This window comes from Rhodococcus sp. 05-2255-1e, assembly GCF_002259025.1.
GTDB lineage: Bacteria > Actinomycetota > Actinomycetes > Mycobacteriales > Mycobacteriaceae > Rhodococcoides > Rhodococcoides fascians.
The window spans coordinates 308,625-335,593 of record NZ_NOZE01000010.1; the positions used below are offsets into that span (position 1 = coordinate 308,625).

The window sequence follows — 26,969 nt, forward strand, 5'->3', positions numbered from 1 at the left end:
GGCGACGAATCCAAACAGCCCCACAACCGCCATCGAGTGTGTGTGGACCGATACGAACGCAGACCAGAACGGACGCCAGAATTGCTCAATCGCGCGCAGACGCCGCCGCGGCCGGAGATCTCTCACCAGGCCGAAGGCTCCGATTCCACGGGTTCGACGTCGGCTTTTGCCGGTGCCTCCGTCCCGCCGAAAGGCAAGTGAATGCGCGCAGTGACCACCGGTGGCTCTCAGGTCCCGCCGACCGGAACAGGGTTCGACAATTCCTTCCCGCTGTCCTCGGCGCAGCGCGGAATGTGGTTTGCGCAACAACTCGCGCCTGACGTCGCTGTCTGTATCGCTCAATACGTCGATCTGCGCGGACCACTCGACATAGCGGTTCTCCAGGAGGCGTCGGCCCGCGCCGGGCACGAGTTCCAGTCGGCCTACCTACGCCTGGCCCAGATCGACGGGGAGCCGGTTCAGACGGTCGACCACGGCATAGATCAGTCGGTGCACTACCTGGATCTTCGCGGCGAAGACGATCCGATGGCGTCGGCGCTGGCGTGGATAGACGAGAACTACGTCAAGCCGGTCGACATGGAGAACGATCCGCTCGTCGACAGCTGGATCCTTCAGGTCGAGGACGAACGCAACCTCTGGTACAGCAAGATCCACCACGTCGCCCTCGACGGCTACGGTGCCATGACACTGGTCCAGCGCACCGCCGCGCTCTACACCGCAGCGGTCGAGAATGTCGAACCCGAGCCGAACAAGGCAGCCGAACTTCGGCGACTGTACGACCTCGATCAGGAGTACCGGACGTCCACTCGTTTCGAGACGGACAAGGAGTACTGGACATCGAGGGCTGCGGGCATCCACGACGGTGCCACGCTGTCCAACACACCCGGTCGTACCATCGCGGCCAGCAAGCTGCGCAGTGTCGCACTGCCCGATGACGTCGTCACCGAACTCGAAGCGTCGGACTCGACGAAGGGTGGGACCGCCGCCGCGGTGTTCATCGCTGCATTCGGCTGTTACCTCTCGCGCATGACCGGGCGAGAAGACGTCCTGGTCAACATCCCCGTGTCCGCGCGCACCACGGCCCTCCTCCGTCGATCCGGCGGAATGTTGGTCAACGTCGCACCCATTCCGATGCGCGTCTCCGAGAAGGCCACCGTCGGTGAACTCGTACAGCAGGTACAGCTCGAGCTGATGGGTGCGTTGCGGCACCAGAGGTTCAGCATCGAAGATATCCGGCGCGAGTTGGCAGCCACGGGAAGCGACAAACAACTCGCCGGCCCGATGGTCAACATGATGCTGTTCCATCAGCAGATTCAGCTCGGCTCAATCGTCGGCGAATTCAACATCGTCACGTCCGGCCCGGTCGAGGACCTCCTCGTCAACGTTTACCAGAGTGGCACTCCTGCAAGAACATTCGTCGATTTCCGGGCAAACCCCAACCGCTACGACGACAACGACCTGACGACGCATCACTCCAGTTTCGTCGACATGGTCACCGAATTCATCGCCTCCGGCCCGGACGTGCCCGTCCTGCAAGTTCATCCGGACAGCGCCCTCGAAGGTCGCCGCCGCCGTCGCGCCGCGGCGCACGTAGCCCACTGGGTCGATCGACTGGCCGATGCGCCGGACCTGCTCGCGCTGCCGACCGACCGCCCCCGGCCTTCGCGCATCGGGCATGTTCGCGCGTCGCACGAGGTCGCCCTGGGGTCCGCAGCGTGGGATGCCGTGAGCCGACTCGCCGACGACAGCTCGACCACCCCGTTCGTCGTGCTCGAATCCGCTGTGGCCGTTCTTCTTTCGCGTCTCGCATCCACGGACGACGTCTCGATCGCAGTGCCCTCCGGCCGCGGCGAGACGGTTGTTCTGCGCACCCGCCCCGACGGCCGTCAGTCGTTCTCGGACTTCGTCGGCACCACCGCGGCAGAGTTCGTCGATGCGTCGGCCCACGCCGATGCCACCTTCGCCGAGATAGCCCGAGCACTCGGCTCGGCCGAAACCGGCTCGCACAACCCCCTCGCCCAGGTCGCGCTCCGCTTCGGGGAGTCTCCGCTTCCGCGCGACGGAATAGATTTCGATCTCGTCGTCACGGTTCACGAGTCCGAATCTCCGCATGTCGTCATCGATTACGCCACAGAACTGTTCGATGCCGGCAGTGTTGCTCAGATCGGTCGTCGTCTGGTGCGCATCGTCGACGCACTGACGAATGACCCACAGCGTGCCGTCGGTGACGTGGAGTTGCTCTCCGCCGCCGAACGTGCGCGTCTCGCTCCGGTTCGTGGTCCGCGTTCTGTTGCGGGTGTGGTGTTGCCGGAGTTGTTGGCTGGTGCGGTCGGTGTTGCTGGTGTCGGTGGTGTTGCGGTGGTGTCGGGTTCTCGGGTGCTCTCGTATGGGGAGTTGGATGCGGCGTCGTCGCGTTTGGCGCGGGTGTTGATGTCGTGTGGTGTGGGTCCGGGGTCGTTCGTGGCGTTGGCGTTGTCGCGGTCGGTGGAGTCCGTGGTGGCGGTGTGGGCGGTGGCGAAGGCCGGTGGTGCGTTCTTGCCGGTGGATCCGAATTATCCGGTGGATCGGATCGAGCACATGTTGGTCGATTCCGGTGCTGTGGTGGGTGTGACGTTGGGTGCGCATCTGGATGCGGTTGCGGGTGTGGGTGGGGTGTCGTGGGTGGTGCTCGACGATGCCGATGTGGTGGCGGATCTGGCGTTCGCTTCGCCTGCTCCGGTGTTGGATGCCGAGCGTTCGGGTGTGTTGCGTCTCGATGATGCGGCGTATCTGATCTATACCTCGGGGTCCACGGGTGTGCCCAAGGGTGTGGTGGTCACTCATCGTGGTGTGGGGAACTTGGCTGCCGAGGAGCGGGTTCGGTTCGGTGTGGGGCCGTCGTCTCGGGTGTTGGCGTTCGCGTCGCCGAGTTTCGATGCTTCGATTCTCGAGTTCGTGTTGGCGTTCTCGGGTGGGGCGACGATGGTGATTGCGCCGGCGATGGTGTTCGGTGGGGTGGAGTTGGCGTCGTTGCTCGCCGAGGAGCGGGTCACGCATGCGTTCGTGACTCCGGCGGCGTTGGCGTCGGTGGATCCGGTGGGGTTGGATTCGGTGGAGGTCGTGGTCACCGGTGGTGATGTGTGTGCTCCGGAGTTGGTGGCGCGGTGGGCACCGGGTCGGCGGATGTTCAATGCGTACGGTCCGACGGAGGCGACGATCTTCTCGTCGATTTCGTCGGCGTTGGTGGTGGGGGAGTCGGTCGATATCGGTTCGCCGACGATCGGTTTCGCGGAGGTGGTGTTGGATGCGCGGTTGAATCCGGTGCCCGTGGGTGTGGTGGGTGAGTTGTATCTGGCGGGTCCGGCGTTGGCTCGTGGGTATCACGCGCGGTCGGGGTTGTCGGCGGAGCGGTTCGTGGCCAATCCGTTCGGTGGTGCGGGTTCGCGGATGTATCGCACCGGTGATGTGGTGCGGTGGAATGCCTCGGGTGCGTTGGAGTATGTGGGGCGCAGCGATTTTCAGGTGAAGGTGCGTGGTTTCCGCATCGAGTTGGGTGAGATCGATTCGGTGTTGGCGGCGGTGTCGGGTGTCGATTTCGTGGTCACTGTGGGGCGTGAGTCCGCGGCGGGGTCGACGGTGTTGGTGTCGTATGTGTTGCCGGTGGCCGGTGCGTCGTTCGATGCCGGTGTGCTGCGTGATCATGCGGCGTCGGTGCTGCCTGCGCACATGGTGCCCTCGGCGTTCGTGATGTTGGAGTCGATCCCGTTGACTCCGGCCGGCAAACTCGACCGCAAAGCCCTCCCCGAACCCGAGCTCGGTTCTCAGAGCACCACGGAGTCGCCGGAAACCGAGTACGAGGCGGCTGTGGCTGCCGTGTTCTGCGACGTACTGGAGCTCGATCGTGTCGGCGTCACCGACAGCTTCTTCGATCTCGGCGGAAACTCCCTTGTCGCAACGCGTTTGATCGCCCGCGTCAACGCAGCTCTGGGTACGGATCTGCGGGTTCTCGATCTGTTCGAGGCATCGACGGTTCGCACCCTCGCCGACCGTGCGGAGTCGACGGGCGCATCGCTGCACCGTCGCCCGGCACTGGTTCCCGCCGATCGGCCGGAGTCCGTTCCGCTGTCGCTGGCGCAGCAACGTATGTGGTTCATCAATCAGTTCGATGCATCCTCGCCTGCGTACAACATTCCTCTAGTCGTTCGCCTGTCGGGCCGGCTGGACGTCGATGCGATGTCCGCTGCCGTCGGCGACGTGCTGACTCGACACGAGTCGCTGCGCACGGTGTTCCCCACAGTGGGCGACCTGCCGAATCAGGTGATACTTCCGCCCGAGAAGGTCACCGGACCGAACCTTCCGCTCCGTGTCGTCGACGTGACTGCCGATGCCGTCGACGCGCTCGTGCGTACCTCCGCCACAACGGGATTCGACGTCACCGTCGATCTGCCTTTCCGGGCGGTTCTGTACCGCACCGGCCCGGAGAGCTTCGTGCTCTCGATCGTGGTCCATCACATCGCTGCCGACGGCGCCTCGATGGCACCGCTCGCCCGCGACGTCATGGTCGCCTACAGTGCTCGATCCGCGGGTTCGCAGCCGGCGTGGACGCCACTGCCGGTGCAGTACGCAGACTTCGCGCTGTGGCAGCACGAGGTGCTCGGCGACGAGAACGACCCCACGTCCGTGGCAGCACGCCAGATCGAATTCTGGAAGTCCGCGCTGACCGACCTTCCCGACGTACTACCGATGCCGCTCGACCGACCACGCCCCACCCGTCAGTCGATGCGCGGCAGCGTCACACCGTTCACCATTCCGGCCGATGTCGCAGCTCGCCTGTCTTCGGTTGCTGCCGAACACGAGTCGACTCTGTTCATGGTGGTGCACTCCGCTCTGGCCGTGCTCCTCGCGCGCCTGAGCGGTACCCAGGACATCGCCATCGGCACCCCGATCGCCGGCCGAGGGGACGCAGCACTCGATGATCTCGTCGGAATGTTCGTCGGAACCCTCGTTCTCCGCACGCAGGTCGAGCCACAGGCCAGCTTCGCCGAACTGCTCGCCGGCGCTCGTAGCTCCGACCTCGCGGCGTTCGACAACACCGACATTCCGTTCGAGCGGCTCGTGGACGTACTCGATCCCGCCAGGTCGACCGATCATTCACCCCTGTTCCAGGTGCTCCTCGAATTCCAGAACAACGCCACCGCCGTGCTCGAGCTGCCCGAACTCGTCGTCGAATTGGAGGAGATCGGTACCGACACTGCGAAATTCGATCTGCAGCTTCGCGTCGACCAGGAACCGGTCGACGAGTCCGGCGCCCTGTCGGCGTCGTTCACGTACGCAACGGATCTGTTCGATCCCGAGACCATCGACCGTTTCGTCGACCGGTTCCTGAGGATCGTCGCGACCATCGGCAGCTCGACGGACATTCGTACCGGCGACATCGACATTCTGTCCCCGGCCGAACGAGAACTCGTACTGTTCGAGTGGAACGACACTGCACGTCTCATCGAGGATCCGGTCCACCGACAGCTCCACACCGGGGCCGTCGACATGACTCTGAGCAGTCTGTTCGACCGTCAGGTGCTGCGTGGTCCGTACTCGACCGCCCTCGTCTTCGAGGACGAGCACATCACCTACCTGGAGCTGGATGAGCGCGCCAATCAGCTTGCACGGCATCTCATTTCACTGGGTGTAGGGCCCGAGTCCCACGTCGGGCTCGCGATCCGACGTTCGATCGATCTGCTCGTGGGTATGTACGCGATCGTCAAGGCCGGCGGTGCCTATGTACCGATCGACCCCGATCACCCGGTCGAGCGATCGTCCTACGTGCTGTCGAGCGCTCAGCCGGTGTGCATTCTCACCACGAGCCGCGATTGGATCGACATCGCGGTCGCCACTCCTGTTCTCGCGGTGGATCTTCTCGACGTCTCCGATCGCGACCGCTCCACAATCACCGACCAGGACCGCCTCGGAAGCCTGCACGGAGCCAACACCGCCTACGTGATCTACACCTCCGGCTCCACCGGCCGACCCAAGGGCGTCGCCGTCACGCACTCGGCCATCGTGAACCGACTGCTGTGGATGCAGGACGAGTACCACCTCGCGCCCGCCGACACGGTGTTGCAGAAGACCCCGGCCACGTTCGACGTATCGGTGTGGGAGTTCTTCTGGCCCCTACAGGTCGGTGCCAAGCTCGTCGTGGCGGAGCCTGATGGCCATCGCGACCCGGTGTACCTGTCGAAGATCATCGCGGCCGAACACATCACCACCGCGCACTTCGTGCCGTCGATGCTCGCGGTGTTCGCAGCCGGAGCTCGGGCTGCGGACTGTGTGTCACTACGGCTCGTCTTCTGCAGTGGCGAAGCACTTCCGCCCGCCACCGCCGCGCAGTTCGCGCAGTTCTCCCAGGCCGAGCTGCACAACCTCTACGGTCCTACCGAGGCCGCCGTCGACGTCAGCTACTACCACGTCACCGGCCACGACGGCGTGTCCATTCCCATCGGTTCGCCGGTCTGGAACACCCGTCTGTACGTGCTCGACGCGTCGCTTCGACCGGCCCCGATCGGTGCTCCCGGGGAGCTGTACCTGGCCGGAGTTCAGCTCGCTCGCGGCTATGTCGGCCGCGGCGATCTCACCGCCGATCGCTTCGTCGCCGATCCGTTCGGCGAGCCGGGTGAACGTCTCTACCGCACCGGCGACCTGGTTCGTTGGCGCGCCGACGGCGAACTCGAGTACATCGGCCGTACCGACTTCCAGGTGAAGCTGCGTGGTCTGCGTATCGAGCTTCCCGAGATCGAAGCGGTGCTGCTGCGCTCGGAGTCCGTCGCCCAGGCAATCGCTCTGGTGCACAAGGATCCGAACACCGGCGAGACGTTGGTGGCCTACGTGGTCTCCGCGTCCGGTCACGCGGTCGACTCGGCCGAGGTGATCGCCGAAGCCGGACGCCGGCTGCCGGGGTACATGGTGCCCTCGCATGTGGTCGTACTCGACTCACTTCCTCTCAATGCCAGCGGCAAGCTCGACCGAAAGGCACTGCCGGCCCCCGAGTTCACCGTTGCTGCGTCCGAATTCGTCGGACCGGAGAATCCGGTCGAAGAGATCGTCGCGGGCGTCTTCGCGGATCTGCTCGGCGTCGCACAGGTCAGCGCGACCTCGAGCTTCTTCGAGATCGGCGGCAACTCGCTGATCGCGATGCGCCTCGTCGCACGCGTCAATGCCGCCCTCGGAACCGACATCGGCATCCGAGATCTGTTCGATTCACCGACTGTTCGATCGCTGTCCGCGGGCATCGACGTCAGCACACAGGACTCCGCACCGACGCCTCGGTTGGTGCCACAGGAACGACCCGCGGTGGTGCCGCTGTCTCTGGCACAGCAGCGGATGTGGTTCATCAATCAGTACGACACCGAGTCGGCTGCCTACAACGTCGCGTTCGCGATGCGCCTGAGCGGCATCCTCGACGTCGACGCGATGCGCTCGGCCATAGCGGACGTGCTCACACGCCACGAGTCTCTTCGAACGATGTTCCCGCTCACCGACGACGGCCCCGTGCAGTCCGTCCTCGACGTGGCATCGGCCGTTCCGGACCTGACTCCGGTTCCCGCAGAGGACGACCGGCAGGTCGCCGAGCTCATCGGCGCCGTCGCCGGTGCCGGCTTCGACGTCGTGGCCGATGTTCCGTTGCGCGTCCGCCTGATCCGTCAGGGCGAGAACGAACACGTACTCGTCATGGTGGTCCATCACATCTCCTCCGACGGCTTCTCCAGCGCGCCACTCGCCCGCGACCTGATGGTGGCGTACAGCGCCCGAGCTGCAGGTCATGCGCCGAGCCAGGAACCGTTGCCGGTGCAGTACGCCGACTACGCGCTGTGGCAGCGCCGATTCCTCGGCGAGGAATCCGATCCCGACTCCCTGATGGCGAAGCAGGTGACGTACTGGGTCGACGCGTTGGCGGGTAGCCCGGAAGTGCTGCCGTTGCCGACCGATCGTCCGCGTCCGGCAGTGGCGTCCTTGCGCGGCGACACCGTCTCGTTCGCGATCGATCCCGCAGTGCATGCTCGGCTCGTCGCCGTTGCCGCGCAGCACAATTCGAGCTCGTTCATGATCGTGCACGCCGCTCTGGCCGTGCTGCTGGCACGGCTGTCCGGTACCGAGGACATTTCGGTCGGCACACCGATCTCCGGGCGAGGCGATGCCGCACTCGACGAGCTCGTCGGCATGTTCGTCAACACGCTCGTCCTCCGCACCCAGGTGCCCGGGTCGACCCCGTTCGAGGATCTGTTGGCGGATGTGCGCACCGTCGACCTGGCGGCCTTCACCCACGCGGACGTGCCGTTCGAGCGGGTCGTCGACGCCGTCGACCCCGCCAGGTCCACCGCTCACGCCCCGTTGTTCCAGGTGATGCTCGAGTTCCAGCACACCGATCGACCGACGGTGACCTTGCCCGGGCTGTCGATCGAGGGCATCGAACTGCCCAACGACATCTCCAACTTCGACCTGCAGCTCACGGTCTCCGAGGAGTTCGACGCTTCCGGGAACCCGGTCGGCATCGAAGCCAGCTTCCGTTACGCCACAGAACTGTTCGATGCCGACACCGTGCGTGTCATGTCCGATCGTCTGGTGCGGATCCTCGACGCTGTGACGGCCACGCCGTCCGTTCGCATCGGCGACATCGACATCCTCTCGAGCGACGAGTACTCGGCGTTGGCTCCGGTTCGTGGTCCGCGTTCTGTTGCGGGTGTGGTGTTGCCGGAGTTGTTGGCTGGTGCGGTCGGTGTTGCTGGTGTCGGTGGTGTTGCGGTGGTGTCGGGTTCTCGGGTGCTCTCGTATGGGGAGTTGGATGCGGCGTCGTCGCGTTTGGCGCGGGTGTTGATGTCGTGTGGTGTGGGTCCGGGGTCGTTCGTGGCGTTGGCGTTGTCGCGGTCGGTGGAGTCCGTGGTGGCGGTGTGGGCGGTGGCGAAGGCCGGTGGTGCGTTCTTGCCGGTGGATCCGAATTATCCGGTGGATCGGATCGAGCACATGTTGGTCGATTCCGGTGCTGTGGTGGGTGTGACGTTGGGTGCGCATCTGGATGCGGTTGCGGGTGTGGGTGGGGTGTCGTGGGTGGTGCTCGACGATGCCGATGTGGTGGCGGATCTGGCGTTCGCTTCGCCTGCTCCGGTGTTGGATGCCGAGCGTTCGGGTGTGTTGCGTCTCGATGATGCGGCGTATCTGATCTATACCTCGGGGTCCACGGGTGTGCCCAAGGGTGTGGTGGTCACTCATCGTGGTGTGGGGAACTTGGCTGCCGAGGAGCGGGTTCGGTTCGGTGTGGGGCCGTCGTCTCGGGTGTTGGCGTTCGCGTCGCCGAGTTTCGATGCTTCGATTCTCGAGTTCGTGTTGGCGTTCTCGGGTGGGGCGACGATGGTGATTGCGCCGGCGATGGTGTTCGGTGGGGTGGAGTTGGCGTCGTTGCTCGCCGAGGAGCGGGTCACGCATGCGTTCGTGACTCCGGCGGCGTTGGCGTCGGTGGATCCGGTGGGGTTGGATTCGGTGGAGGTCGTGGTCACCGGTGGTGATGTGTGTGCTCCGGAGTTGGTGGCGCGGTGGGCACCGGGTCGGCGGATGTTCAATGCGTACGGTCCGACGGAGGCGACGATCTTCTCGTCGATTTCGTCGGCGTTGGTGGTGGGGGAGTCGGTCGATATCGGTTCGCCGACGATCGGTTTCGCGGAGGTGGTGTTGGATGCGCGGTTGAATCCGGTGCCCGTGGGTGTGGTGGGTGAGTTGTATCTGGCGGGTCCGGCGTTGGCTCGTGGGTATCACGCGCGGTCGGGGTTGTCGGCGGAGCGGTTCGTGGCCAATCCGTTCGGTGGTGCGGGTTCGCGGATGTATCGCACCGGTGATGTGGTGCGGTGGAATGCCTCGGGTGCGTTGGAGTATGTGGGGCGCAGCGATTTTCAGGTGAAGGTGCGTGGTTTCCGCATCGAGTTGGGTGAGATCGATTCGGTGTTGGCGGCGGTGTCGGGTGTCGATTTCGTGGTCACTGTGGGGCGTGAGTCCGCGGCGGGGTCGACGGTGTTGGTGTCGTATGTGTTGCCGGTGGCCGGTGCGTCGTTCGATGCCGGTGTGCTGCGTGATCATGCGGCGTCGGTGCTGCCTGCGCACATGGTGCCCTCGGCGTTCGTGATGTTGGAGTCGATCCCGTTGACTCCGGCCGGCAAACTCGACCGCAAAGCCCTCCCCGAACCCGACTGGTCCGCTCAGGTCACCTCGGGACGCGACGCCGACAATGCCGTCGAGAAGACGCTCGCCGGTTTGTTCGCCGAGGTGCTCCGCCTCGATCGCGTCGGAGTCGACGACTCCTTCTTCGCGCTCGGCGGAGACAGCATCATGTCGATTCAGCTCGTCTCCCGCGCGAAAGCGGCAGGGCTGGCTCTGTCGCCGCGAGATGTGTTCGAGCACAAGACCGTTGCCGCACTGGCCGAGGTCGTCGCCGCCGGCGACGGGACCGTTCCGCTCGTGCTGGACGAGCTGCCCGGCGGCGGCGTCGGAGACGTCCCGCTCACCCCGATCGTGCACTGGATGCTCGACCGCACGTCGGTACTCGACAAGCACACACAGACTGCCGTGCTGACACTGCCGTCCGATATCGAGCTCGACGTTCTCGAAGCAACCGTTCAGACCGTCCTCGATCACCACGACATGCTTCGTGCAGTTCTGCACCGTGCCGGAGAGCCGTCGATGGAGGTGCTCCCGATCGGTTCCGTGACGGCGCAGTCCGTCGTCCGCCGGGTGGAGTCGAACAGTGTTCGGGGACCGGAGTTCTCGGATCAGGCCAGGTCGGAAGCCGCTGCAGCAGTGGATCGTCTGGCACCCGATTCCGGTGTCATGATTCAGATGGTCTGGTTCGACGCCGGCTCCGAAGGCAGCCGACTGCTCGTCGTCGCGCACCACCTCGTGATCGACGGCGTCTCGTGGCGAATTCTCGTGCCCGACCTCGCGTCGGCGTGGGCTCAGATCATCGGCGGCAGCACACCGGAACTGGCCCCGGTCGGTACCTCGATGCGTCGTTGGGCGCACGGCCTGCGGGAGGTCACCGCAACGCGTTCGGACGAGCTCGCAGTATGGCGCGACGCGCTCGCCGATCCCGATCCGCTCATCGGGTCACGCGCACTCGACCGCGAGATCGACGTCTATCGAACGGTGGACAAGGTCGAGGTCACTCTGTCGACCGATGTCACCGAGGGCCTGTTGACGGCTCTGCCCGAGGCGTTCCACGGCAGCGTCAACGACGGTCTGCTGGCCGCTCTGGCTCTGGCGACCGCCGTGTGGCGACGAAACCGCGGTGTCGTCGTGTCCGACGCACTGATCTCTCTCGAGGGCCACGGCCGTGAGGACCATGTGGTTCCGGGAGCCGATCTCAGCCGCACCATCGGTTGGTTCACCACCATCTACCCACTTCGACTGACCCTCGACGGGATCGACCTCGACGACGCTCTCGCCGGAGGGGACGCGGCAGCAGCGCTGGTCAAGTCCGTCAAGGAGCAGCTGCTCGCCGTTGCCGATCACGGCATCGGGTACGGCATGCTCCGCTACCTGGACGAGGAGGCCGGTGCGACACTGCGTGACTTCCCGGCACCCCAGGTCAGTTTCAACTACCTCGGTCGATACAGCACCGACGTTCCGGACGAGCTCCGCGGACACGGGTGGCTGCCGGTCGACGACTCCGGCGTCGGCGATTCTCAGGACGAGGACCTGCCGGTCGCCGCTGCGCTCGACATCAACGCGGTCACCACGGCGACACCGACCGGACCTCGGTTGGAGGCGACCTTCGCATTCCCGACGGGCGTGCTCGACGCCGACGAGGTCACCGAACTCGCCCAGTTGTGGAAGCAGGCTCTCACCGCGCTGACGCAGCTCGCTCAGCGGCCGGGGACCGGCGGGTTCACCCCGTCCGATCTCGATCTGGTGAGCCTCGACCAGAAGTCCATCGACGATCTCGAGCGGGTGTACCCGACTCTCGACGACATCTGGTCGATGACGCCTCTGCAGGCCGGTTTGCTCTTCCATGCCGAACTGTCGGATCAGTCCGTCGATGCCTACATCGTCCAGCTGGTGCTGGACCTCCGCGGGGACGTCGACGAGGCTCGCTTCCGCCGCGCTGCCCAGGCCCTACTGCGGCGCCACGCGAACCTGCGCACGGCGTTCGTCCACAACAACGACGGCGAATCCATCCAGATCGTGCATCACGACGTCGATGTGTCGTGGACCTCGGTCGACCTGTCGTCGCTGAGCGTCGACGATCGCGCAGCCGAGCTCGAGCGAATCGAACACGACGACCGCGCAACGCGATTCAACATGGCACAGGCGCCGTTGCTGCGCTTCATGCTCGTGACGCTGGCCCCGGGCGAGTGGCGTCTGGTGATGACCAACCACCACATCCTGCTCGACGGATGGTCGACGCCGCTGCTCCTCAAGGACCTGCTCACGCTCTACGTCGTGGACGGCGACGACGCCGTTCTTCCGCGCGTACCTGCGTACCGCGACTACCTGTCGTGGTTGTCGCGGCGTGATCACTCGGCAGCTCGTGCGGCATGGACGGAAGCCCTCGCGGGTCTCGCCGAACCCACCCTGCTGACGCCGGTCGAGAGCCGTCGCCAGGAGTCGACATTGGCCGGCCGCGCGTTGGTTTCCCTGGACATCGAGCAGACCGAACGACTGCGCAGTCTCGCCCGGGCACGCGGCATCACGATGAACTCGATGGTGCAGGCTTCGTGGGCGATGGTGCTGGGCACGTTGACCGGTCGCACGGACGTAGTGTTCGGTGCCACCGTCTCGGGACGTCCGCCGGAGGTCTCGGATATCGAGTCCATGGTCGGTCTGTTCATCAACACGCTGCCGGTGCGCATCGTGCTGGATCCAGCCGAGACACTCGGCCAGTACCTCGATCGGGTGCAGGCCGAACAGGCTTCGCTGCTCGATCACCACTACCTGGGCCTGACCGATATCCAGCGTGCCGTCGGTCCCGCGGTCGCGTTCGACACGCTCACCGTGTTCGAGTCGTATCCGATGGACCGCGCGGGTCTGTCGGCCGAGACCGATCTCGCCGGCATGCGGGTGCACGACGTGCACGACGGCAGCGACACCGCACAGTATCCGCTGACCCTGGTCGCGATGGTCGACGACCGATTGCACATCGAAGCCAAGTACCTGCCCGAGCTGTTCGAGCACAGTGTCGTCGTCGCCACCGTCGATCGAATCGTGCGTGTTCTCGAGGCGATCGCGACCGACACCGACCAACGGGTCGCATCGCTGTCGCTGCTGTCCTCGGAGGAATCGAACAGGCTGGCCCCGGTACGTGGTCCCGCTTCCACGACCGAGCGCCTCCTGCCGGACATCCTCACCGATGCTGCTGCCCGCAACCCCGGTGGTACGGCAGTGTGGAGCGCAGGTCGGACACTGACCTACACCGAATTGGACACTCGGTCGTCCGCGCTCGCGCGTGCGTTGATCGCCCGCGGAGCAGGTCCGGAAACCGTTGTGGCACTTGCTTTGCCGCGCTCCATCGAATCGGTTCTCGCAATCTGGGCCGTGGCCAAGACCGGTGCGGCCTTCCTGCCGATCGATCCGAGTTACCCCCGTGATCGAGTCGAGCACATGCTGGTCGACTCCGGCGCGTCCATCGGCGTCACGTCGACCGAACACGTCGGTGCCGTCGAGGGTCTGGGCTCGGCTACGTGGTCCGTCCTCGACCGCGACGACACTCGCCGCGATCTCGCGAACCATTCGACCGCACCCGTTCTCGACTCCGACCGCACTCGACCGGTACACATCGACCAGGTCGCGTACCTGATCTACACCTCCGGCTCCACCGGAGTTCCCAAGGGCGTCACCGTCACTCATCGCGGCCTGGCCAACCTGGCCGAGGAAGAACGGTCTCGCTTCGAGGTGACTCCGAACGCTCGGGTTCTTGCGTTCGCGTCACCGAGCTTCGATGCATCCATTCTCGAGCTGGCCATGGTGATCTCGGGTGCCGCCACGATGGTGATCGCACCCACCTCCGTATACGGCGGCGTGGAGCTCGGCGAGCTCCTGGCGCAGCAGCACGTCACGCATGCGTTCGTGACTCCCGCGGCCCTCGCCTCGGTGGACCCCGACGGTCTGACCGAACTGAGCGTCGTTGCAACCGGTGGCGACGTGTGTCCGCCCGAGCTCGTCGCACGGTGGGCACCGGGCCGGCGCATGTTCAATGCGTACGGCCCCACGGAGGCCACCATCTTCTCCTCCGTCAGTGACCAGCTGCACGTGGGCTCGCCCATCGATATCGGCTCGCCGACAATCGGTTTCGGCGAAGTAGTGCTGGATTCGCGTCTGCATCCGGTACCGGTCGGTGTCGCAGGAGAGCTCTACCTCGCCGGCCCCGCCCTGGCGCGTGGCTACCATTCGCGATTCGGTCTGACGGCAGAGCGGTTCGTCGCGAATCCGTTCGGCGAGCCCGGCGAGCGTATGTACCGAACCGGCGACGTCGTGCGGTGGACCGAGTCGGGCACCCTCGAGTACGTCGGACGCAGCGACTTCCAGGTCAAGGTGCGCGGTTTCCGTATCGAGCTCGGCGAGATCGACGCGGTGCTGACCGATGATCCGACAGTCGAATTCGCTACGACGATCGGTGTCGACGGACCTGCCGGAAACACGATCCTGGTCGCCTACGTTCTTCCACGGCCCGGCCACGAAATCGATGTGACGACGCTGCGCACTCGGGCGTCGAGTTCGCTTCCGACACACATGATTCCGACGGCGTTCGTTGCCCTGGAGTCGATCCCGCTCACGCCTGCGGGCAAGCTCGATCGACAGGCGCTGCCCGCCCCGGATCTGCACCTCGGCAGCGACTCACGCGCTCCTCGCAACGAGACCGAGCGGATCATCGCCGACATCTTCGGCGAGGTTCTCGGCGTGGGCAGCGTCGGCATCGACTCGAGCTTCTTCGATCTCGGTGGAGACTCGCTGAGCGCCACCCGCCTCACCGCTCGGGTGAATGCAGCCCTCGACACCGCTGTCAGCGTTCGTGCGTTGTTCGAGGCACCCACGGTCGAGTCGTTGGCGGTGCGAGTGCACAGCAACCCGGCCGGTGCCGCGCGCCGTCCGGCGCTCACTGCGAAGCCTCGCCCGAGCTCGATTCCGTTGTCGATGGCTCAGCAGAGAATGTGGTTCATCAACCAGTTCGACGTCGACTCGGCCGCCTACAACATCCCGCTCGCGGTTCGATTGACAGGCCGTCTCGACATCGAGGCAATGAACGCTGCGATCGGTGACGTGCTGGCGCGGCACGAGTCGCTGCGCACCGTGTTCCCCTCGCACGGCGATCGGCCCGAGCAGCACATTCTCGGCACCGACGCGGCGACGACCGACCTGCACGTCGTCGACGTCGATGCCACGGAGATCGTCACCGCGATCTCGTCCGCTGCCGCCCGCGGATTCGACGTGTCGAAGGACCTGCCCTTCCGGGCCGTTCTGTACCGGACGGCACCCGAGGATTTCGTGCTGTCGATCATCGTGCATCACATTGCCGCCGACGGCGCGTCCATGGCACCGTTGGCTCGAGACGTCATGGTGGCGTACGGATCTCGCGTGTCGGGAGTAGCCCCGATGTGGGCACCGCTCGACGTTCAGTACGCCGATTTCGCGATGTGGCAACGCTCGGTTCTCGGCGACGAGTCCGACCCGAGCTCGGTGGCAGCACAGCAGCTCGAGTTCTGGAAGTCCACTCTCGCGGATCTACCCGAGCTGCTGCCGCTTCCGCTCGACCATCCTCGCCCGGCACGGCAGTCGATGCGCGGCAACAGTGTTCGGTTCGAGATCGAGCCAGACGTCCACGCCGGCCTGGTGGACCTCGCCCGCGCGAACGACGCGACCGTGTTCATGGCCATGCATGCAGCATGGTCGATCCTCATGGCTCGCCTCAGCGGGACCGAGGACATCGCAGTCGGCACGCCCATCGCCGGGCGTGGCGACGCGGCGCTCGACGATTTGGTCGGCATGTTCGTCGGGACTCTGGTTCTGCGCACCGAGGTAGCGCCCGATCTCTCGTTCACCGAGCTGCTCCGCCGGACCCGTACCGCGGACCTGGCGGCGTTCGACAACACCGACGTGCCGTTCGAGCGTCTCGTCGACGTCCTCGATCCGGCGCGTTCCACCGATCACTCGCCGTTGTTCCAGGTACTGCTCGAATTCCAGAACAACACCTCGGCGGCACTGGAGCTACCCGAACTCACCGTCGAGGCCGTCGACATCGACGCCCACGTCGCGAAGTTCGACCTCCAGCTGACCGTCGCGGAACGGTTCGACGACTCCGGTGCTCCGGCAGGTATGACCGCTGCGATCACCTATGCGGTCGACCTGTTCGACGAGATCTCCGTGGACGAGTTCTCGACTCGATTCGGTGCCGTCCTCGCCGGCGTGACCACCGATCCCGATCGTGCTGTCGGCGACATCGACATCCTGTTGCCGGGTGAACTCGACGCCATGGCCCGGCAGTGGAACCACGACGGACACACGGCGACCGATGCGACACTGGCCGACCGCTTCGCCGCGGCCGCTGCGCAGTTCCCCGAAGCACAGGCAGTCGTGTTCGGCGATCGCTCGCTGACCTACGCCGAGCTGGACGACCGCTCGAACCGACTTGCGCGAATCCTCGTGGCTCGGGGTGTGACGTCGGAGTCCCTGGTGGCGGTTGCGATGCCGCGCACCGAGGAGCTGATCGTTGCTCTGTTGGCGGTCGTCAAATCCGGCGGCGGCTACCTCCCGATCGATGTCGGCTATCCGGCCGACCGGCTCGCCTTCATGCTCGACGACGCGTCACCGGTCTGTGTGATCTCCACCGTCGCCGACAGTGCATCGGTGCCTGCTTCCGATGTCGAGATGCTGCTGCTCGATGCACCCGAAGCGGTCGCCGAGCTGGCAAGCGTGTCCGGAGCCCCGCTGACCGACGCCGACCGCATCGGCACCACCGATGCCGATTCGATCGCCTACGTCATCTACACCTCGGGTAGTACCGGACGTCCCAAGGGTGTGCAGATCGCGCACCGTAACGTCGCGACGCTGTTCGCGAACACCACGGATCTGTTCCACTTCGACGACCGCGACGTGTGGACCATGTTCCACTCCTACGCGTTCGACTTCTCGGTGTGGGAACTGTGGGGACCACTGCTGCACGGCGGCACTCTCGTGGTCGTCGACTACTACACCGCACGCTCGCCGGAACTGTTCCGCGAGTTGCTGATTCGCGAGAAGGTCACGGTCCTCAACCAGACGCCGACGGCGTTCTACCAGTTCGCCGAAGCCGATCGTGTGGCAACCGCGGCAGGTGGATCCGCCGACGGATCGGACGCACTGTCGCTGCGGTACGTCATCTTCGGTGGAGAAGCACTCGATCTCGGGCAGCTCGGTCGCTGGTACGCACGGCACGAGGAGACCTCGCCGACCCTGGTCAACATGTACGGCATCACCGAGACGACGGTCCACGTGAGCCACCTGGCTCTGACCGAGCAGTTCGCGGCGTCCGCTTCGGCCAGCGTCATCGGCCAGGCGATCCCGGCACTGCGTGTCGCCGTTCTCGACACCCGCCTCAATCCTGTTCCGCCCGGCGTCGTCGGGGAGATGTACGTGTCCGGGGCACAGCTCTCTCGCGGATACCTTGGCCGAGCAGGGCTGTCCGCAACACGTTTCGTTGCCGACCCCTCCGGCGATGCGGGTGCGCGTATGTATCGCACCGGTGACACCGCCAGGTGGAATCGCGATGGGGCTCTCGAATACCTGGGTCGAAGCGACATGCAGGTCCAGTTGCACGGCTTCCGTATCGAACTGGGCGAAATCGAAAGCGCGCTACTGGCATTCGATGGGGTAGCGGCTTCCGTGGTCGCCGTCCGCGACGACGGTTTCGGTGATCGCCTGATCGGCTACGTCGTGGCCGAGGCCGGTCGCGCGCTCGACCATGCGGCCGTTCTCGACTTCGTGGGCAACTCGTTGACCTCGTACATGGTGCCCGCAGCGTTGATCGTCCTGGACGAGCTACCGCTGACCGCCAACGGCAAACTCGATCGCCGTGCACTCCCGGCACCGGACTTCTCGGCAAACGTCACCGAAAGTCGTTTGCCCGCAACCGAAGTCGAGTCGATCCTGGCCGGTCTGTTCGCGGACGTTCTCGGGCTCGATACCGTCGGCGTCGACGATTCGTTCTTCGCACTCGGCGGCGACAGCATCATGTCGATCCAGTTGGTCTCGCGCGCCAAGGCCGCCGGGCTGGTGCTGGCTCCCCGCGACATCTTCGAGCGCAAGACCGTGGCCGCTCTCGCCGAGGTCGCTGTTCTCGGCGGCGACGCCGTGGTGCTCGAAGAACTCGACGGTGGGGGAGTCGGCCCTATGCCGCTCACCCCGGTCGTGCGGTGGATGTTGGACCGCAGCACCGAATTCGGCCGTTACACACAAACAGCGCTGCTTCAGCTTCCGGTCGGCATCGAGCGCGAGACGCTCGAACGCACCGTGGCAGCGGTGCTCGATCGTCACGACATGCTGCGTGCGCGCCTCTACCAGGACGCGGACGGGGAGTGGCACGAGGAAGTGTCTCCGGTCGGAACAGTCTCGGCTGCGAGCGTCCTTCACGCGGTCTCGGTCGAATCCGTCGACGGCCCCGAATTCTCCGTCGCCGCCGCGGCCGAGCTCGACGCCGCTGCCGATCGTCTGGTTCCGGCCGACGGCGTCATGGTGCAGATGGTGTGGTTCCAGAGCCCCAATGGCTCGGGTCGACTGCTCGTCGTCGCCCACCACCTCGTGATCGACGGCGTGTCCTGGCGCATTCTGGTCCCCGACCTCGCCACGGCATGGAGTCGGATCGTCTCCGGCCAGGAGCCTGAACTGGCTCCGATCGGTACGTCGATGCGTCGGTGGTCCACCGGACTCACCGAGGTCACGGCCGCCCGAACCGACGAGCTCGGACTGTGGCGTCGGATCCTCGACGGAGCCGACCCGACGATCGGTTCTCGCCCGCTCGACAAGAGAATCGACGTCGACGCCACCGTGCAGCGTGTCCGCACGTCCCTGCCGGTCGAGGTCACCGAGCGCCTGTTGACCACTGTCCCGGACGTGTTCCGCGGCAGCGTCAACGACGGCCTGCTGGCCGGTTTGGCTCTGGCCCTGACCGCGTGGCGTCGCGAACGCGGCGATGCGGTGCGGGACGCTCTCGTGACTCTCGAGGGCCACGGCCGCGAGGACGCGGTGGTGCCCGGTGCCGATCTCGGTCGGACCGTCGGCTGGTTCACCACCATCTTCCCCGTACGTCTCGATCTCGGGTCGCTCGACGTCGCCGACGCTCTGGCGGGCGGCGCGTCGGCCGGTGCCTTGGTCAAGACCATCAAGGAACAACTGCTCGAGATCCCCGATCACGGCATCGGCTACGGCATGCTGCGGTACCTCGATTCCGCTGCAGCCGAGGCTCTGTCCGGCTTCGCCGCACCACAGGTCAGCTTCAACTACCTCGGCCGGTTCTCCACCGGATCCACCGAAGGCATGGACGACGTGGGTTGGATCCCGGTGGCCGACGCAGAGCTCGGCGACGCGCAGAATCCGGATATGCCGGTGCCTGCGGCGCTGGACATCAACGCTGTCACCACCTCGACCCCCGACGGCCCGCAGCTCGACGCGACGTTCGCCTTCCCCGCGGGCGTTCTCGACGCCGACGAGGTCGGCAGGTTGATCGAACTGTGGACGCAGGCCCTCACCTCGATCACCGAGCACGCCTCGGCCGACGGTGCGGGCGGCTTCACGCCGTCGGATCTCGAGCTGGTCGACATCGATCAGACATCCATCGATGCTCTGGAAGAGCAGTTCCCGAATCTCGACGACGTGTGGTCGTTGTCGCCTCTGCAGGCCGGCTTGCTGTTCCACGCTCGCCTGGCCGGCGAGATCGGCAGTGCCGGTTCGGGTGTCGACGCGTACATGGTTCAGCTGGGGCTCGAGCTCCGGGGAACTGTCGATGCGACGCGGATGCATGCTGCCGTCGACAAACTGGTCTCTCGCCATCCCAACCTGCGAGCAGCGTTCGTACACAACAGCAACGGCGAGTCACTGCAGATCGTGCAGAGTTCGGTCACTGTTCCGTGGTCCGAGATCGACCTTCGGGGGGAGCCCGATGTCGAGGTGGCCCTCGAGGCAGTTCTCGAGGCCGACCGTGCGGTGCGCTTCGAGATGGACCGGGCACCGCTGCTGCGGTTCACGCTCATCACCCTGGCCGACGATCACTGGCGTCTGCTGCTGACCAACCACCACATCCTGTTGGACGGATGGTCGACGCCGCTGGTCGTCAAGGAACTCATCACGCTCTACGTCACCGAGTCCGACGACTCGATGCTGCCGCGCATTCCTGCCTACCGGGACTACCTGGCCTGGATGCGCCAACGCGACGTGGCGATCTCCACCGCGCAGTGGGTCAGTGCCATGGCCGGCGTGGAAGAACCCACGCTGTTGGTCACCGACGATCGTGGCCGGCAACTGTCCACCGTGTCGCAGGAGACCGAGCGGTCGTTGTCGGTCGAGACCACCGCGGCACTGCGTGACTTCGCTGCTCGCCGTGGATCGACCCTCAACACCCTCGTCCAGACCGCATGGGGCGTCGTGCTGGCCACCCTCACCGGACGCGAGGACGTCGTGTTCGGTGCGACGGTGTCGGGTCGTCCGCCGGAGGTTCCGGGTATCGAGGGCATGATCGGGCTGTTCATCAACACCCTGCCCGTCCGGGTCACGCTCGACCGGAGCGAAACGCTGGGTGCACTGGTCGATCGGGTTCAGGCCGAGCAGGCATCGCTGTTGGATCACCACTACCTCGGCCTGACCGATATCCAACGCGCAGCGGGTGCAGGCGTGGCTTTCGACACCTTGACGGTGTTCGAGTCGTACCCCGTCGACCGGGCCGGCGCTTCTGCGGCAACCGATTTCGCCGGTATGCAGGTCACCGACATTCTCGGAACCGACGCAGCGCACTACCCGCTGACTCTGGTTTCGTCGGTCGACGAGCGCCTCAACCTGAAGGCGAAGTACCTGCCGGAACTGTTCGACGTCGATTCCGTGCACGCCATCGTCGATCGCGTCGAGCGTGTCCTCGACGCCGTGCTCGAGGACGAACAGCAGCCACTGGGACGGCTGCGACTCCTCGGTGACGCCGAGTTCGCCTCGCTGGCACCGGTGTTCGGACCCGATGGACGCTCGGCCCGGCTGCTGCCGGAGATCTTCTCCGACGCTGCCGCGGTGAACCCGGACGCCATCGCACTGCGCAGCACCGACGGCGAAATGACGTACCGGGAGTTGGACCGTCGGTCCAACCGACTCGCTCGAATTCTGCTGGGCCACGGCGTGCGCACCGAGACCTTCGTGGCACTCGGCATCGCACGATCGATCGAATCGGTGCTGACGGTCTGGGCCGTCGCAAAATCCGGCGCGGCATTCGTACCGGTGGATCCCAACTACCCGGCCGATCGCATCGAGCACATGTTGGCCGACTCCGGAGCAACGTTCGGCGTCACCACCCGCGCCCATCTCGACGACCTGCCGTCGACCGTGCCCTGGATCGTCCTCGACGATCTGGCGACGGACGGCCCGAACGCAGTGAGCGACGAGCCGATCGGCGCCACCGAGCGGAACGGACGCATCGCCTTCGACAGCGCGGCGTACACCATCTACACCTCGGGTTCGACGGGTGTGCCCAAGGGTGTCGTCGTCACGCACTCCGGTCTCGACAACTTCGCAACCGAGCAGCGCGAGCGATACCGAATCACCAAAGACTCACGCACACTGCACGTCTCGTCCCCGAGCTTCGATGCATCCGTGCTCGAGTACCTACTCGCCTTCGGCGTCGGCGCGACGATGATCATCGTGCCGCCCACCGTGTACGGCGGCACCGAACTCGCGGCACTGCTGGCGGCGGAGTCGGTCACCCACGGCTTCATCACCCCGTCGGCTCTGGCGTCGGTAGACCCGGCAGGGCTCGACACGTTCGCCGACGTCGTCGTCGGCGGCGAGGCCGTACCGGCCGAGTTGGTCGCGAAGTGGGCCCCGGGCCGGAATCTGTACAACGGCTACGGTCCGACCGAGGCCACGATCATGTCCAACATCAGCACGCCGATGACTGCAGGTGAGACCGTCTCGATCGGTGGTCCTGTTCGCGGCGTGTACGAGGTGGTGCTCGATTCACGGCTGCAGCCGGTTCCTGTCGGCGTCGCAGGTGAGCTCTATCTCGCGGGTGTCGGACTCGCCCGCGGTTACCACGATCGATTGGGCCTGACGGCGGAGCGATTCGTCGCCGACCCGTTCGGCGCACCCGGTGCGCGGATGTACCGCACCGGAGACGTGGTGCGGTGGTCGCACGACCTGACCATCGAATACGTCGGTCGAAGTGATTCGCAGGTCAAGGTTCGCGGCTTCCGCATCGAACTCGGCGAGATCGACGCGGCGCTCGCATCGCATCCGTCCGTGGACTTCGCCGCGACCTTCGGCACTCCGGGTCCGTCGGGAGCGACCGTTCTGGTGTCGTACGTACGGACCACCGAGGGCGCGGCGGACGCGTTCGATACCGGTGTCCTACGTGACCACCTGGCCGGCATGTTGCCGTCGCACATGGTTCCCGCAGCCATCGTGGTGCTCGACGCCATTCCGCTCACGCCGGTCGGCAAACTCGATCGGTCCGCGTTGCCGGTGCCCGAGTTCGGGTCGGCGACGTCGTACCGTGAGCCGAGCACGCCGGCAGAGCTCACCGTGGCCGCCGTGTTCGCCGAGATTCTCGACGTCGATCGGGTCGGTGCCGACGACAGCTTCTTCGAGCTCGGTGGCGACTCACTCAGCGCCACCCGTGTCATCGCTCGCGTCAACGCCGAACTCGGCACCACGATCGGTGTGCGCACGATCTTCGAGATGCCGACTGTCGCCGGATTGGCGAGCGCTGTGGGTACGACGTCCACACGGACGCAACGTCCGAATCTCGTTGCGGCACAACGTCCTGATCACATCCCGCTGTCTCTTGCACAGCAACGCATGTGGTTCATCAACCAGTTCGACACCACCTCGGCGGCGTACAACGTGCCACTGGTCGTCAAGTTGACCGGGCAGCTCGATACTGCGGCCCTCGCCGAGGCAGTCGTGGACGTCCTCGAGCGGCACGAATCGCTGCGCACGACGTTCCCGGACGGACCGGACTTCCCGGTCCAGCTCGTACATCCGGCCGTCGAGGTAGCTCCGATGGTCGAGCCGGAATCGATCGATGCCGGTGTGCTGACCGACCGGGTGGCGCACCTGGCAGGTCGTGGTTTCGACGTGACCACCGAGATTCCGGTGCACGTCGAGCTGTTCCACGTCGTCGGTGCCGATACCGATGCCGAGCCCGTCTTCGTACTGGCGATGGTGGTGCATCACATCGCGGCCGACGGAGCCTCGATGGCACCGCTGGCACGAGACGTCGTGCTCGCGTACTCGGCGCGCACCGCGGGGGGAGCGCCGGGCTGGGAGCCCTTGCTGGTGCAGTACGCCGACTACACGCTGTGGCAGCGTTCGTTGCTCGGTGACGAGAAGGACGAGTCGAGCGTGGCCGCGGCCCAGCTCGAGTACTGGTCGACAGCGCTCGCAGGTCTACCCGATCTGCTGCCGTTGCCCACCGATCGCCCGCGGCCCACCACGCAGGATTTCCGGGGTGGCCGGGTTCGCTTCACCGTCGACGCCGAGATCCATCGGGCACTCGTCGAGATCACCCGCGAGCAGAACGTCAGTATGTTCATGGTGTTGCACGCCGCGTTCGCGGTCGTGCTGGCGCGCCTGAGCGGTACCGACGACATCGCGATCACCACTCCGGTGGCAGGGCGCGGCGACGCGGCACTGGACGATCTCGTCGGCATGTTCGTCAACACCTTGGTGTTGCGCAGCCGGATCGACGACTCCACCTCGTTCGTGGATCTGCTCACGCAAGTGAAAGCACACGACCTCGACGCCTTCGATCACACCGAGATGCCGTTCGAGCGCATCGTCGAGGTGCTCAATCCCACGCGATCGACGGCGTATGCACCGCTGTCGCAGGTGGCGTTGTCGTTCCAGAACAACGAGAAGGCGTCACTCGAGCTACCGGATCTGCGCGTGGAGGGTTTCGACTTCGACGTTCCCGTGGCCAAGCAGGATCTGCAACTCCTGGTGTCCGAGACCTTCGACGACGACGGGCGGCCGACCGGATTCGAGGCAGCGTTCGATTACGCCACCTCGCTGTTCGATGCGGCCACCGTCGATGCGATCGCGGCTCGACTGGTTCGCGTGCTCGACGCCGTCGGCAACGATCGACTCACCGCGGTGGGAGATATCGACATCCTCGGCGCCGACGAGAAGCAGGCTCTGGCACCGGCTCGCGGGTCCGCCGACGTCGCGTTGCGAACGTGGCCGGAAATGCTCGCCGCCTCGGTGGCGCTCGACCCGTACGCGGTCGCCGTCACGTATCGGGGCGTGAGCCTGTCCTACGCCGACCTCGACAGTTGGTCGAACCGAATCGCGCGAATGCTCATCGACTACGGCGTCGGACCGGAAACGTTCGTCGCCTTGGCCCTGCCTCGGTCCATCGAGTCGGTTCTGTCGGTGTGGGCGGTCGCCAAGACCGGTGCGGCATTCTTGCCGGTCGACCCGAACTACCCGGCCGACCGCATTGCGCACATGCTCGAAGATTCGCGTGCGGCAATGGGATTGACCGACGTCGACAGTCGGCAGTCGCTGCCCGACACCGTGCCGTGGCTCGTCCTGGACGATCCCGAGACATCATCGGAGCTTTCGCGCTATCCCGTGGCCGCAGTCACCGATGCCGAGCGCACCGCGACGCTGCACCTCGACCACCCGGCGTACCTGATCTACACCTCGGGTTCGACCGGTCGCCCGAAGGGCGTCGCAGTGCGGCACCGGGGCCTGGCCAACCTGCAGGCCGAGGTGATCGATCGATTCCGTCCCACCCGAGATTCGCGGGTGTCGCACATCGCCTCGCCGAGTTTCGACGCCTCGGTATACGAGCTCACGATGGCGTTCGGCGTCGGTGCCACCGTCGTGATCGTGCCGCCGGGAACGTTCGGTGGCAGCGAACTGGCCGACCTGCTCGAATCGGAACATGTCACGCACGCGTTCCTGACTCCGGCGGCGTTGTCCTCGATCGACGAAACACGTTTGGGCACGGTCCGCGTCCTCGCCGTCGGCGGCGAGGCCTGCACTCCGGAGCTGGTGGCGAAGTGGGCACCGGGCCGCAAGATGTTCAACGGCTACGGTCCGACCGAGACGACCATTCAAGCGAGTGTCGGCGGTCCGTTGATGCCAGGCGGCACGGTGGACGTCGGCCGGCCGGGTACCGGATTCCGGTTCCTCGTGCTCGACGCACGTCTGCGGCCGGTCCCGGCCGGGGTGTCGGGCGAGCTGTACATCGCAGGCCCCGGTACGGCACGCGGTTACCTGCGACGGTTCGGGCTCACGTCCGAACGCTTCGTCGCAGACCCGTTCGGTACCGCCGGTGAGCGGATGTACCGAACCGGTGACGTCGTGCGCTGGGGGAGTACCGGTGTGCTCGAGTTCGTCGGACGCAGCGACTTCCAGGTCAAGGTCCGCGGATTCCGTATCGAGCTCGGCGAGATCGACTCCGCGCTCACCGATCACGACGAGGTCGGCTTCGCGGCGACCATCGGTCACAATGCGGCGTCGGGAGACACGGTTCTCGTGTCCTACGTCCTGCCGGCCGAGGGCGCATCGGTGGACGTCGAGGCATTGCGCGACAGTGTCGCGACCGTTCTTCCGCGCCACATGGTCCCGTCGACGATCATCGAACTCGCCGACATCCCACTCACTCCGGTGGGAAAGCTGGATCGACGCGCGCTCCCGGTGCCGGAACTGACGGTGTCGACGACGCCGTATCGGGCACCGAGTACCGATCTCGAAGCAGCCATCGCCGACGCGTTCGCCGAGGTGTTGGGTGTCGAACGAGTCGGTATGGACGACAACTTCTTCGAGCTCGGTGGCACGTCGCTGGTGGCAACCAAGATCGGCCCGGCCATCGAGAACGCGGTCGGAGTTCGCGTCCCGCTGCAGGCGTTGTTCGTCGATCCGACCCCGGCAGGGCTCGCGGCTCGGGTCGCGTCGGACGTCGATTCGTCCGGTGCGCAACTGGATTCGGTGTTCGGAGTGGTCATCCCACTGCGCAGCACAGGCTCCAAGGAACCGCTGTTCTGCGTCCATCCCGGAATCGGGTTGTCGTGGGGATATGCGGGCCTGGTGTCCCAGATCGGTGACGACCGTCCCGTGTACGGCCTGCAGTTGCCCAGCATCGTGGAAGGCACGCCGTTCGGCTCGATTCGAGACCTCGCGCACCGGTACGCCGACGAGATCCGGGCTGTCCAGCCGGTCGGTCCGTACCACCTGCTCGGGTGGTCGCTCGGTGGTTCGCTCGCCCATGCGATCGCCGTGGAACTACGCAGCACCGGCAGCGAAGTGCAGACTCTCGCGTTGCTGGACAGCTACGTCGACGGCCATGACGAGACGGCCGACGGTGAGCTGAGCGTCGAGAACCTGCTCGCGGGTCTGGGGCTGGATCTGACTGCTCAGGCGTCGTCCGAGCCGTTGACCTACGAACGTGGTGTCGAACTGCTCGACGAATCCCTGGGGCAGACCACCGGTGTCACGGCGAATCATTTGCGCAGAATCAATGCAGGATTCGAGAACTCGACGCGAATCATGGCCGAGTTCATCCCGGACGTGTTCGACGGAAATGTTTTGTTCTTTTCTGCAACGAAAGGCGCGAGTGACGGAATTGTTCGGTCACCACAGGAATGGCGACCGTACGTGTCAGGAGATATCGTCATCCACGGTGTGGACGTTTTCCACAACGAAATGACCAATCCCGATGCTGTCTCGGTGATCGGTCCGGTTGTCGACGCACATCTGGGCAATACATATCCATAACGTTTGCGAGTGTT

Annotated in this window: 1 protein-coding gene; it reads left to right on the top strand. The window is 65.5% G+C overall.

Going from position 1 to position 26,969, the window contains the following annotated elements; all coding sequences use genetic code 11:
• Positions 1-201: 201 nt before the first annotated feature.
• Positions 202-26,955: a non-ribosomal peptide synthase/polyketide synthase gene (locus CH262_RS09440; RefSeq protein WP_179274956.1), complete on the top strand. Its 26,754-nt coding sequence runs from the start codon at positions 202-204 to the stop codon at positions 26,953-26,955.
• Positions 26,956-26,969: the final 14 nt, after the last annotated feature.